The following is a 13019-nucleotide window of genomic DNA, read 5'->3' as shown; positions in this document are numbered from 1 at the left end:
CATCCAATTTAAAAATCAAACATCGAAAAACCACTTTCATTTGATGTATGTTCTTTTTCTATAGGTTCGTATGTAATCTCTTCATCCTCATTGCTTCGCAGTTCAATAATGTAATCAAAGTCATCCAATTCATATTCTGTTGACTTCACAAACATATCTGGGTGCTCCACTACCTTAATAGCCGGTAGTGCCATTATTTCTCTGATTAATTGCCAATGCTTTTCGTTAGCACGGCGTGTTGATACAATTCCATCAATGATATAAATATTGTCACTATTGTATTCATCTCTAATTAATTGGCTTCGAATCGTTTGCTTTAATAATGTACTCGACACAAATAACCAGCGCTTATTCGCACAAACGCTTGCAGCAACAATCGATTCCGTTTTTCCAACTCGCGGCATTCCACGAATCCCAATCAATTTGTGACCTTCCTTTTTATATAACTCCGCCATAAAATCAACTAATAGTCCTAATTCATTACGTACAAATCGAAATGTTTTTTTATCATCTACATCACTGTGAATATATCTACCGTGTCTCACAGCTAATTTATCTCGTAATTTTGGTTTACGAAGCTTGGTAATTTTGATCGTATCCGTTGTTTCTAAAATCGATCTTAACCGAGTAATTTGTTCATCCTTTTTAGATAACAAAAGCATGCCTCTCCTTGAGTTTTCCACCCCATTAATTGAAATAATATTAATGGAAAGCATCCCTAATAAAGAAGATATATCACCTAATAAACCAGGACGGTTATATTGAATTTCATATTCAAGGTACCATTCTGTTTTTTCCATAATAAGCTCCTTTTACTACATGCTGATTTAATGTTACCTAATTCATCATGTAAATGCAATCTATCTATACAATATAATAAATGATTTTCAGTCCAGTGAAAAGAAGAATATTTGTAAATGGTATATTATTCCCTATAAAAAAAGAAGCTGAAACATCGCATCAGCTTCTTACATCTAATATAGCATGGAATATTATTGTGTATTCCCTTGATTTTGAACAAGTTTAACCATTGTACTTGCTAATGCTTGCTTTTCTTCTTTAGAAGCAGCGTTCCATAACTCTCTTAAAACAGCCTCTTCATTATTTTTAGCATCCACGCTCTTTGACAAATAATCGCCAACTTCATATGCTACGTTATTAACCGCCTGTTGGCTCATCCCTTCTGACTGAGCTTGTTGCAAACGGTTCGACAAAAATGCTTTCCATGTATCAAAATTATCTAAAACAGACATCAAACATCCTCCTTTAAACTTATTTTACATAGATAGTATTTGAAAATATAAATACTTTATACATGTAAGTTAAGAGAAAAGCAGAAGCGCCTGGTTAGCGCCTATGGACTGGACTGTTTACCATGCCCCGTTAATATTAATAATTTCACCTTGAATATATTTTGATTTTTCATCCATTAGAAATCGAACGGTATGTGCAATTTCATCGGGGGAACCAGCTCTATTCATCGGTATATGACTCACAATTGCCTGCTTTTCTTCCTCAGATAGATGATGATTCATTTTTGTATCAATGAATCCAGGGCTTATTGCATTAACGGATATATCACTCATTGCTACTTCCTTCGCTAACGCTTTAACAAAACTATTTTGTGCCCCTTTTACTGATGAATACATTACTTCATTACTCGCACCAACGTCCCCCCAAATTGATGTGATGAAAATAATTGTCCCTTTTTTCTTTTGAATCATAGGTGGTAATAGATGATTGACAATCATCCAAGGAGCTTTTACATGCAACGTTAGCATTTCGTCCATTTCGTCTTCTACACTATCTTGAAAAAGTGAATGGTGTGCTCTTCCACTTGCAATAATAATTGCATCTACCGGGAATACCAATTGGCTTAGTAAAAACCTGATTCCATCCACATGACTAAGGTCCGCCTTGATCTCAGTCAAAATGCATTCATCATTTATATTTTCCCTTAAGCTTTTAAACCCATTATTATGTTTATTGAAATGGAGAAGCAGATGAAATCCATCACTTGCCAATTGTTTGGCAATGGCCAGTCCAATATCCCCACTTGCTCCAATAATTAATACGTTTTTCCCCATTGTATCTCCCTATTCTGCTTTAATTATAAATGTAGTTAGTTGCTCATCCTGTATCCAGTCCTTTAAAAATAAAGATACTTCATCATAGGTTAGTGATTGTAACCTTGGAATTATCTCTAAGAAATCAATTCCCATTATATGATAATGAATGTACTTTTTTGCAATAAACTCAATCGAGTTCATCGCACGTAGCAATTGTCCAATTTGTTTTTTTCTCATCCGTTCAAATTCAGCTTCACTTATCGTTTTATCTTTTATACTCAGTAACATTTCTTGAATGAGGTTACTGAATTTTTCTGGTTTCGAGGTATTACCTCCTATTATTGCATAACCAAATCCTTTTTCAATGTTCGTTTCAAAATAGAAACTATTATCAATTATACCTTCCTTATACAATTTCTGATAGAATGATCCACCCTCTGAAAAATAAAAATCTAAAATCATGCTTTCAACAAGATCGTTCAATAAAAAAGCATCACTGTCAGTTTCATTTACCAGGCCTTTAATTCCAACAGAACACTTTGGGATAGAAACCGGCATGTTAATCGTGGTTTCCTTTTTATATACATCATTTGGTTCATCTGGCATTATTCGTTTTATTTCATCTGAAGGAGGAAATTCTTTTACTGATTGATTTTCTTTTACAAGTTCCATCATCTTTTTCTCATCAAAATTACCAGCTATAAACAACGTCATGTTATCAGGATGATAGAATGTTTCGTAGCATTCATAAAGATCCTCTTTTGTAATAGAAGCAATTGATTCAATTGTCCCCGCAATATCGACTTTAACCGGATGGTGATGAAACAAATTTTGTATAGTGCCCATAAAAACACGCCAATCCGGTTGATCATCATACATCGTAATTTCTTGTCCAATAATACCCTTTTCCTTTTCAACCGATTGATCAGAGAAATAAGGTGCTTGTACAAAATCGAGTAATGTCTTCACATTTTGCTCAATAAAATTAGTTGCTGTAAATAAATATGCTGTTTTGGTAAAGGAAGTAAAAGCATTTGCGGAAGCACCTTGTTTACTGAATTCTGCAAATACATCATGATCTTCTTTTTCAAATAATTTGTGCTCCAGGAAGTGAGCAACTCCTTCTGGAACAGTAACAGCATTCTGTTTATTTCTTGGAACAAAGGAATGGTCAATAGATCCATAATTCGTCGAAAATATTGCAAACGTTTTGGAAAGTTCTTGTTTAGGTAACAAAAAAACGTTTAAACCATTGGAAAGCTGTTCTGTTATTAATGTTTCATTTATAGCTTCATAATTTTTTTTGGTCAATTTGTTTACTCCTCTCCCTTATTTGTAAGCAAATATGTGGTGTCTTCTTCAATATGTTTCGTTACATTTAAAATATCCTGTTTACTAACCTTTTTAATATTCGCTATTAATTCATCAGGTGTTAATGTATGGTTTGCAACAACCTGTTGATACAACATTTCAATAATACCCTGAGGATGATCCAGTGTTTCCAGTAACTGATTCACAATTAATTCCTTTGTTGAACTTATCTCATCCTCAGTAAAATCCCCATTTCTCATTGCATCCATCTGCTGATCCATAATTTCTTTTGCCTGTTCAAAGTCTTTCGGAGCAATTCCGCTAAAGACAAATAATAAGCCCTTGTGACTTTCTAGCCGAGAAGCGGCATAATAAGCAAGGCTATGTTTCTCGCGGACGTGAATAAAGAGTTTGGAGTTTGGAAACCCTCCATACAGGCCATTGAATACATGTAACGCAAAATACAATTTATCTCTATAGGTGCAATTTGTACGATAACCAATATGAAGTTTTGCTTGTTGTATAGCTTGCTTTTCCGTAATGGTATTTGGTTCTGTCTTACTATTTCCTTCTTCAGCTGTTTGGTTAGACTCGCTTATTTCATGGTCTTTTTTGAAAACAGTTGTAATCGAATTTTTCATTTTCATTTCATCAAAATCACCTAACACATAAAAATCCATTCTATCCTCTTTGAGTAATGACTGGTAGTATGTAAATAAATTTTTACCATCTAGATTAGGTAAATCATCTAAATAACCATGGACATGAGTTTTGTATACCTCATTTTCACACATTTCATCAATTAATCGCATGTTGGCGTAACGCATCTTATCATCCATTATAGAATTTATCTTTTGTTCTAATGTTTCTTTTTCCCGTTCCACTATTGATGAATCAAAACTCTCTCCAGACGCTCTTGATTGATATATTATTTCATTTAACAGCGCAATTGATTCTTCAATAAGTTCAGATTCGTCCTCTAAAAAGCGTTGATTTGGAATTTCCATCCGAAAAGTAATTATATGAAAGTTTCCTTTTTTAGTTCCATCGATTGATAAAACCGCACCATACAAATCATCTAATTTTTGTTGCAACTCACTACGACTCGGGTACTTATTAGTACCCTGTTGCAAAAGGTACGGAAGGATAGCGCGCTTTGTAATAGTAGATGGATCCAAGGTCGCCTTAAATTTGACTACAAAGTTTAACGTCTTAAACTTTTTGCTGGGCACTAAGTGAAGGTTAATTCCACCCGATTCCACTATTTGTTCATTCACCTGATTCATTAAAACATCTCCAGACTGTTATATTTTGATAAAAATAACCCTATTTCATAGTATTAACCGTTTGTCTTATTTATATTTGAAAAAACTGGCTTGCTGTAATAATTCAGCAAGCCAGTTTGAAAATCTCTTATCTATTACCTTTAATATATGGAACACCATTTGCCTTCGGTGCTTCTGCTCTTCCAATAAATCCAGCCAATGCCAGAATTGTTAGGATATAAGGAGCGATTAATAAGTATACCTGTGGAACGTTTTCCAATAATGGAATACCTGCACTAATAACACTTAAGCTTTGTGCAAAACCGAAGAATAGTGCAGCACCCATAGCTCCTAACGGATGCCATTTACCAAATATTACAGCTGCAAGTGCCATAAAACCTTGCCCAACAATTGTGGCGTGTGAAAAGTTTAGTGCAATGGTTAAAGCAAAAACGGATCCGCCTAAACCACTCATTGCACCTGATAATACTACTGCAATATAGCGCATTTTATAAACACCAATTCCATTTGTATCAGCCGCCATAGGATGTTCACCTACCGCACGTAGCCGCAGCCCAAATGGTGTTTTATATAATACATACCAAGCAACAAAAGCGAGTGCAATTGCTAAGTAAGATGTTAAATAAATATTTTGAAATAAAATTGGTCCTAAAACTGGGATATCACTTAAAAAAGGAATATCTGTTGTATAGAATGGTTTGTTCACCATGTCTGTCTGACCTTTATCATACCATTGTTTCGTTAAAAATACTCCTAGACCTAGCGCAAGGAAGTTAATTGCTACACCACTTACTACTTGATCCGCTCTGAACGTAACAGATGCAACCGCGTGAATAAGCGAAAATATAGCTGAAACAATCATTGCTACTAGAATGGAAACCCAAGGAGTCCACATTCCTAACGTGTCAGCAAAAGTAAGATTAAATACAACCCCTACGAATGCACCCATAACCATTAAACCCTCAAGCCCGATATTAACTACTCCGGAACGTTCACTAAACACGCCGCCTAACGCCGTAAAAATAAGGGGTGCTGAAAAGAATAATGCAGGTGGAATAATTGATTGCAGTAGATCTACAATGTTCATTTATTTCCCCTCCTTTTTAAAGCGTAGAATAGCCCATCTAATGATATAACTTGATGCTACAAAGAATATGATTAGTGCAATTATGATATCAACTAATTCTGCGGGAACATCCGCTGCAAGTGGCATATTTAAAGCGCCAACTTTTAAAACACCAAATAAACAAGCCGCGATAATAACACCAATTGCAGTATTTGCACCTAGTAGTGCAACTGCTATTCCATCAAATCCTAAATTGGTAAAGCCTGATTGTACAGACATATAACCAAATGTACCTAATCCCTCAGTTGCTCCTGCAAGTCCAGCGAAAGCCCCTGAGATAACCATAGATAAAATTATATTTTTCTGTACGTTCATTCCAGCATATTTAGATGCATGTTGATTAAATCCTACAGAACGTAGCTCGTAACCTCTAGTAGTCTTTTCGATGATAAACCACATTATAATCGCCGCGAACAATGCTAATAAAATTCCATAATGCATCCGTGAGTAAAAGGTAATCTGCTGTAGCCATTCCGATGCCATAGAAGCAGTAGCCGGAATAGTCTCAGTAGAGTCCTTTGAATCTGTTAATACGTTTCGAATAATAGCATTTGCTACATATAGAGCTGTGTAATTCAACATAATTGTAATAATAACTTCATGGACACCAAGTTTAGCTTTGAGTATACCTGGGATGAATCCCCAAAGGCCTCCTGCTACTGCAGCAGCAACTATTGCTAGTGGCATATGAATATAAATTGGGGCATCTACAGCAAGTCCAACCCATATTGCAGCTAACCACCCTACAATTACTTGACCCTCAGCACCGATGTTAAACAATCCTGTACGGAAGGCAAAAGCTACGGCCAGTCCAGTTAAAATGTATGGTGTTATCTGTCTAACTGTTTCACCTAAAAAGTACATATCACCAAATGCACCATTCCAAAGTGCAAGATAGCCTTCTATCGGATTATAGCCGAAAACCAGCATAAGAATAGCACCTGAGATTAAACCTAGTAGTACAGATATTACTGGCACTAAAATATTAAATAATTTATTAGATGTCATGCTTATCACCTGCCTCTGCTTTCGTACTTCCTGCCATAAGCAGACCCAATTCTTGCTCATTTGTTTCTTCAGGTTTAACGTCCGCAACTACTTTACCATCAAACATTACCGCAATTCGATCACTAACATCCAACACTTCTTCAAGTTCAAAAGAAACTAGTAAAACTGCTTTTCCTTTATCTCGTTCTTCTACTAGTTTACTATGAATAAATTCAATCGCACCTACGTCAAGACCTCTCGTAGGCTGGGCAGCTATTAGTAAATCTGGAGAACGATCAATTTCACGACTAATAATGGCTTTTTGCTGATTTCCACCGGAAAGTGCTCGTGCTTTCGTATAAACACTTGGAGTTCTCACGTCATACTCCTCAACCAATTCCTTAGCCTTTGTATAGATATCCTTAAAATTAAGAATTTTATTTTTAGAATATGGTTTCTTATAATAGGTTTGTAGCACGATGTTTTCTGCTACTGGAAAATCCAAAACAAGACCATATTTATGACGGTCCTGCGGAATATGTCCTACACCACTTTCAGTTACTTTCCGCGGTTTAAAATTGGTGATGTTTTTCCCATTAACTTTTATTGATCCTTTTTGAGACTTTGTCAATCCTGTAATGGCTTCAATTAATTCTGTTTGTCCATTACCATCTACACCTGCAATACCAACAATCTCACCTGCTCGAACTTCTAGATTTAAATCCTTTACTATATTTACATTTCTAGAATCCTTCACATTTAAATCGTTGATTTCCAAAACAACATTGGATGGTTCTGCGGGTTTCTTCTCAGTTGAAAAATTAACTTCCCTACCAACCATTAAAGAAGCAAGCTCAGTTACATTTGTCTCACTTACATTAACTGTATCAATACCTTTACCCTTACGAATTACTGTACATCTGTCACAAACCTGCATGATTTCCTTTAGTTTGTGTGTGATCAGGATAATGGATTTACCTTCTTTAATTAAGGAGTGCATAATTTCAATTAGTTCATTTATTTCTAGTGGGGTTAATACTGCTGTCGGTTCGTCAAAAATTAAAACATTGGCACCACGATACAATGTCTTTAAAATTTCCACACGCTGTTGCATCCCCACTGAGATATCTCGAATCTTAGAAGTTGGATCTACTTTTAATCCATATCTGTCTGATAGTTCTTGTACTTCTCTTTGCGCCTTTTTAATGTCTATCTTTCCATTTTTAGTAGGTTCGCTGCCTAAAATGATATTCTCTGTAACCGTATAATTATCAACTAACATAAAATGCTGGTGAACCATCCCAATCCCCAATTTTGTTGCAACGTTTGGATCTGTAATGCTCACTTTTTCACCATTGTAACGAATTTCACCTTTTTCCGGCTGATACAATCCAAATAATACATTCATTAAAGTTGATTTACCTGCACCATTTTCACCTAACAATGCGTGAATTTCACCTTTTTTAACTTGTACTGTAATATTATCGTTAGCAACAATGCCTGGAAACTCTTTTCGAATATTTAGCATTTCTACTACGTAATCCAAATTTTTCACTCCCCCTATTAAACATGAATCTATTATTAATTTATTATTGAAAAGTCACCAAATGAAAAGGGCCGGAACTTTTTCCTCTTCATTTGAGGATTTTCAATTTTTAATCATTATAACCGTGATAAAAGGCTGGAATATCCAGCCTTTTACACTTTTTATAAAGCATCGACAAATGCTTTTGTTTCTTCACGTGTTTTTGGAACTTCAACTTCACCACTGATGATTTTTTCTTTCCACTTTTCAATAGCTTTAATAATTTCATCAGTTAAAGCTTCTTTATTCGTTCTTGCTACAGATACACCGTTATCTTCTAAACCATAAGCAAGAACTTCTCCACCAGGGAATTCTCCATTCATAACTTGGTTAGCAACGTCTTGTACTGCAATATCAACACGTTTAACCATAGAAGTAAGCGTCACATTATAATCACCAATTTGACCTTCTTCGTATTGGTCACGGTCAACACCGATTACCCATACTTCACGTTCTGAATCATTTTGTTTAATATCTTTTGCTTGAGCAAATACGCCGTTACCAGTTGCACCCGATGCATGATAGATGACATCCACACCATCGTTATACATACTTGAAGCAATAAGTTTTCCGTTATCTGGAGCATCAAATGCACCAGCATATTGTACATCGATTTTAATATCTGGATTTACTGATTTTGCACCAGCAATATAACCAGATTCGAATTTGTTAATTAGTTCTGAATCAGTTCCACCTACGAAACCAATTTTATTTGTTTTTGTTTTCTTTGCTGCAGCAACGCCAACCAAGAAAGACCCTTGATGCTCTTTAAACGTAATGCTTACAACGTTTGGTTGATCTACAACAGAATCCACAATTCCGAATTTTGTATCTGCATATTGTTTAGCGGATTTGTTAATTGCATCATTCAATTTATACCCAATTCCATAGATTAAATTATAATCCTGACGAACAAGACGTGTAATGTTTGGTAAGTAATCTGCATCCTCATTTGATTGGATGTAGTCATAGTTTTCACCTTTTTTAAAACCGTGCTCTTCGCCCCATGCTTGTAAACCTTCCCATGCTGATTGGTTAAATGATTTATCATCTACTCCACCAACGTCTGTTACCATACCTACTTTAATGTCACCAGATTCTTCTGATTTCTCACCTTCAGAATCTTTCCCAGAATCCTTTGATTCTTCATCAGAACCTCCACATGCTGCTAAGATCATTCCTAGACTTAACAACAAAGCGAACAATAATAATTTGCGATTTTTCATTCTAAATACCCCCTATTTTAGTAGTTAATTATGACTAATAATTGAACACACGTTTCAGTTGCGTTAACAACCACCTCCCTAAGAGAAATGCGTAATGTTAAAACTTTAACTTTCTCTTAAAACTATGAAACCCCTTACATACGCTTCCTTAAAACATGAAAGCTAAATACATCAGATCTGAAATAGTTCGCTGAATATAAAACTGGTTCATCTTCTTCTGTGTAATGCATTTGTTTCAAAAGTAATAATGATTGTTCCGGGTTACAATTTAGAATGTCATAAATGCGATCATGATATCCAATTGGTTCGATATAGGTAACCGCATAGGTAATTCGTTTATGCGAGTATTCTTCTATCAATTTAAATAGAGAATCCTCTTTATGTACGCGGTCTAATGGTATTATTCCCTCTGGAATCTTATCAATACAGAAAACGACTGGTTCATTATCTGCAGTTCTTACCCGTTCAATTTGTGCAAGAGTATGTATTTTTTTTGGAGAAAATCTTACCTTATCATCTTCCATTGGTTCAAGTAGTTCTGTAGATAAATATTGTGATCCAGGAGTCCTGCCTGATTTTTCAATCATTAATGTTACACTGTTTAATTGTTCAATACCTGATGAAAAAATCGGCTTTGGATTTACAAATGTTCCAACACCATGTTTACGTGTCACAACATTTTCTTCTTCCAATATACGTAATGCCTCCCGTAAAGTAGCTCGTGACACTCCCAGTTGTTTTGAAAGTTGAAATTCAGACGGAAGTTTTTCTTTTTCTTTATACCTTTCCACTTGAATATCGCGTTTAATTTCTTCAATAACTTGTAAGTATAGATGGCGTGAATCGGTTTTGATCGACATAGTGCCCCCCTGTAATACAATCTTTACTTTTGAAAAAAGAGATCTGACATCTGACGTATGACTCTTTTGTCCGAAATTAATATAACACTTTTCAAATAATAAATAAACACTATAGGTCAAATTTCTTAAAAATATTTTACTATTTTCCTCATTTTCTATCATTTATTTCTTATAATTTACCTTTTACATCAAAATTGGACAGCAATAGTTGATGAACTATTGCTGTCCAAAATTTAGGAAAGCTTTTCTTCTGATGATTGGGAAATTAGTACTGATCTTGGTTTACTTCCTTCGTATGGACCAACAATACCTCTATCTTCCATAGCATCTATTAGTCGCGCTGCTCTCGTATAGCCAATTCTAAATCTACGTTGTAGCATAGATACACTAGCAGTTTGCATTTCTACTATTAGTTGAACAGCATCATCATATAGTTTATCGTCAACTTCAGATTGGACTTCACTATTTTCTTCAGGAATCATTTCTTCCTGATAAGATGCTTTTTGTTGCTCGATACAATGATCTACAATTCGTTCAACCTCTTCATCCGATAAAAATGCACCTTGCACACGCGTTGGTTTGGATGAACCAACAGGCATGAACAACATATCGCCTCGTCCTAATAATTTTTCAGCCCCACCAGAATCTAAAATAGTTCTTGAATCTGTTTGTGATGAAACACTAAATGCAATTCTTGATGGTATGTTTGCTTTAATGACACCAGTAATTACATCAACGGAAGGTCTTTGTGTAGCAATAATAAGATGGATTCCTGCTGCACGTGCCATTTGTGCTAATCTAGTAATGGCATCTTCCACATCACTGGATGCAACCATCATTAGATCCGCCAATTCATCGACGAGTACTACAATGTAAGGAAGATTTGGTTGTTTCTCCTCTTCCTCTATGGTCTGATTATATTTTCGAATATACTCATTGTATCCTTCAATATTTCTTGTACCTGTGTCTGAAAAGAGCTCATATCTTCTTTCCATTTCTGATACAACCTTTTTCAAAGCTCTCGATGCTTTCTTCGGATCCGTAACAACCGGTGCTAGTAAATGCGGTATTCCATTGTAGACATTCAACTCAACTTTTTTCGGATCAATCATCATCATTTTAACCTCATGTGGTTTAGCTCGCATAAGGATAGTAGTAATAATCCCATTTACACAAACACTTTTACCACTACCCGTAGCACCAGCGATTAGTAAATGTGGCATTTTGTTTAACTCTGAGACAACCGCATCCCCGGATATATCTCGTCCTAAACCAAATAACAGTTTTGAAGATTGTTTTGTCAATGTTGTATCAACTACTTCACGCAAGGATACCATTGCTATTTCCGTATTAGGAACTTCGATCCCTACAGCAGACTTACCTGGGATTGGTGCCTCAATACGAATGTCCTTCGCAGCTAAAGCAAGTGCTAGGTCATCATGAAGACCCACAATTTTGCTTACCTTCACACCCGCCTCCGGATAAACTTCGTATTTCGTAACTGCTGGACCCACATGAACCTTTGTAATTTTTGCTTTCACACCAAAGCTAGTAAATGTTCGCTCCAATTTTCTAACTGTGGCTTGTATGTGTGACCTTTCATGCTGTTGTGAATTATGTTTTGGTTCAGCTAGTAAGTTAAGTGATGGCAATTCATATTCATGGTTTTCAGGTTCCGTCATAGGCATGTTGTTTATAAAATCTGCTTCTTTTTCATTATCATTTTCGTTTTCATTTGTTTTTTCTTTCTTTTGTTGTTTAGATTCAGTTTGAGTTTGCTCTGGTTGATCAAAAGAGTAAGCAACATCAGTGAAATCCTGTATGACAGGTTCCTCATGGTCTACTTCAGGTTGCTGTGGTTCTTCTTTTTTACTCACTGGTTTTTCTTCAATTTCATTTTTGATTTTTCTATTTTCTTTCACTTTCGCTTTGGTATTTTCCAGGAATGTTTTCACTTTTGACCATATTTTCCCGAAAAAATCACCTAAGGAGAACTCCGTCAAAAATATGATTCCAATCATTATAGAAAAGATAGCTACAATTTTGGCTCCAATCGATGAAAATAAATAATAGCAAAAGGAGAACATGATTGCTCCAATCATACCTCCACCAGTTTGCGTTAATTCACCTGGTCCATTTACATACGTAAAAAATCTACTCCATGTTGCTCGGATGATAGATGTATCTTCTGATCTAAACAGTAACATTTCATAAGTTTGAATATGAGTTAAGAGTAAAATCCCCATAAATATAATATAAAATCCAATCATCTTCTTATGAGAAAAGTCAGGGTACCTTCTCTTAATAATTAAAAATAGACCTGTTAAAAGTAACAATAACGAGGCTATAAAATACCAAATTCCAAAAAAGAATTGAAATATTCCTTCTAAAATACCCGGAATTGCTCCATCACTAATAATGCGAGCTCCGCTACCAAAAATAGCAATAAATATAAACAGTAATCCTAGCAATTCATATTTTACTTGTTTCTTTAACTGACTCTTTTTCTTTCTTTTTCGTTTTTTAGCCATATATTTCACCTCACATACCGTCAGATATAACTGAATAT

General features: G+C 35.3%; 11 protein-coding genes. All 11 read right to left on the bottom strand.

Annotated elements, in window-relative coordinates:
* Positions 1-8 precede the first annotated feature (8 nt).
* A complete protein-coding gene (locus tag LG329_RS00875) occupies positions 9-800 on the bottom strand; it encodes a DUF3388 domain-containing protein (RefSeq protein ID WP_404452687.1) in 792 nt (263 codons plus the stop codon).
* A 192-nt stretch (positions 801-992) separates the two neighbouring features.
* The gene (locus LG329_RS00870) at positions 993-1253 is read right to left on the bottom strand and encodes a DUF3243 domain-containing protein (RefSeq protein ID WP_404452686.1); all 261 of its coding nucleotides are present in this window, start codon (positions 1251-1253) and stop codon (positions 993-995) included.
* 117 nt (positions 1254-1370) lie between these two features.
* Positions 1371-2087, bottom strand: coding sequence for an elongation factor P 5-aminopentanone reductase (gene ymfI, locus LG329_RS00865; protein WP_404452685.1), 717 nt, complete (start codon positions 2085-2087; stop codon positions 1371-1373).
* A 9-nt stretch (positions 2088-2096) separates the two neighbouring features.
* Positions 2097-3380, bottom strand: coding sequence for an EF-P 5-aminopentanol modification-associated protein YfmH (yfmH, locus tag LG329_RS00860; RefSeq protein ID WP_404452684.1), 1284 nt, complete (start codon positions 3378-3380; stop codon positions 2097-2099).
* Between the two features lie 5 nt (positions 3381-3385).
* The gene (yfmF, locus tag LG329_RS00855; protein ID WP_404452683.1) at positions 3386-4666 is read right to left on the bottom strand and encodes an EF-P 5-aminopentanol modification-associated protein YfmF; all 1281 of its coding nucleotides are present in this window, start codon (positions 4664-4666) and stop codon (positions 3386-3388) included.
* 127 nt (positions 4667-4793) lie between these two features.
* The gene (locus LG329_RS00850) at positions 4794-5753 is read right to left on the bottom strand and encodes an ABC transporter permease (RefSeq protein WP_404452682.1); all 960 of its coding nucleotides are present in this window, start codon (positions 5751-5753) and stop codon (positions 4794-4796) included.
* Positions 5754-6800: an ABC transporter permease gene (locus tag LG329_RS00845; protein WP_404452681.1), complete on the bottom strand. Its 1047-nt coding sequence runs from the start codon at positions 6798-6800 to the stop codon at positions 5754-5756. It lies immediately after the preceding gene.
* Positions 6790-8325 (bottom strand): ABC transporter ATP-binding protein, encoded by a 1536-nt coding sequence (locus LG329_RS00840; protein WP_404452680.1) that lies wholly within the window; start codon positions 8323-8325, stop codon positions 6790-6792. The genes LG329_RS00845 and LG329_RS00840 overlap by 11 nt, the downstream gene beginning before the upstream one ends.
* 161 nt (positions 8326-8486) lie before the next feature.
* Positions 8487-9590 (bottom strand): BMP family protein, encoded by a 1104-nt coding sequence (locus LG329_RS00835; protein ID WP_404452679.1) that lies wholly within the window; start codon positions 9588-9590, stop codon positions 8487-8489.
* 134 nt (positions 9591-9724) lie between these two features.
* The gene (locus tag LG329_RS00830) at positions 9725-10450 is read right to left on the bottom strand and encodes a GntR family transcriptional regulator (RefSeq protein ID WP_404452678.1); all 726 of its coding nucleotides are present in this window, start codon (positions 10448-10450) and stop codon (positions 9725-9727) included.
* Positions 10451-10683: 233 nt separating this feature from the next.
* Positions 10684-12981: a DNA translocase FtsK gene (locus LG329_RS00825; protein ID WP_404452677.1), complete on the bottom strand. Its 2298-nt coding sequence runs from the start codon at positions 12979-12981 to the stop codon at positions 10684-10686.
* Positions 12982-13019: the final 38 nt, after the last annotated feature.

Source organism: Virgibacillus necropolis (genome assembly GCF_044793635.1).
GTDB classification, from domain to species: Bacteria; Bacillota; Bacilli; order Bacillales; family Amphibacillaceae; genus Virgibacillus_F; species Virgibacillus_F necropolis_A.
The sequence above is the reverse complement of the archived record's forward strand: the minus strand, read 5'-3'. Positions and strand labels throughout refer to the sequence as shown.

Coding starts and splice junctions, on each gene's coding strand:
- LG329_RS00870 (WP_404452686.1), bottom strand. CDS start 1,253: ATGTCTGTTTTAGATAATTTTGATACATGGAAAGCATTTTTGTCGAAC.
- LG329_RS00850 (WP_404452682.1), bottom strand. CDS start 5,753: ATGAACATTGTAGATCTACTGCAATCAATTATTCCACCTGCATTATTC.
- LG329_RS00845 (WP_404452681.1), bottom strand. CDS start 6,800: ATGACATCTAATAAATTATTTAATATTTTAGTGCCAGTAATATCTGTA.
- LG329_RS00825 (WP_404452677.1), bottom strand. CDS start 12,981: ATGGCTAAAAAACGAAAAAGAAAGAAAAAGAGTCAGTTAAAGAAACAA.
- LG329_RS00830 (WP_404452678.1), bottom strand. CDS start 10,450: ATGTCGATCAAAACCGATTCACGCCATCTATACTTACAAGTTATTGAA.
- ymfI (WP_404452685.1), bottom strand. CDS start 2,087: ATGGGGAAAAACGTATTAATTATTGGAGCAAGTGGGGATATTGGACTG.
- LG329_RS00835 (WP_404452679.1), bottom strand. CDS start 9,590: ATGAAAAATCGCAAATTATTATTGTTCGCTTTGTTGTTAAGTCTAGGA.
- LG329_RS00875 (WP_404452687.1), bottom strand. CDS start 800: ATGGAAAAAACAGAATGGTACCTTGAATATGAAATTCAATATAACCGT.
- yfmF (WP_404452683.1), bottom strand. CDS start 4,666: ATGAATCAGGTGAATGAACAAATAGTGGAATCGGGTGGAATTAACCTT.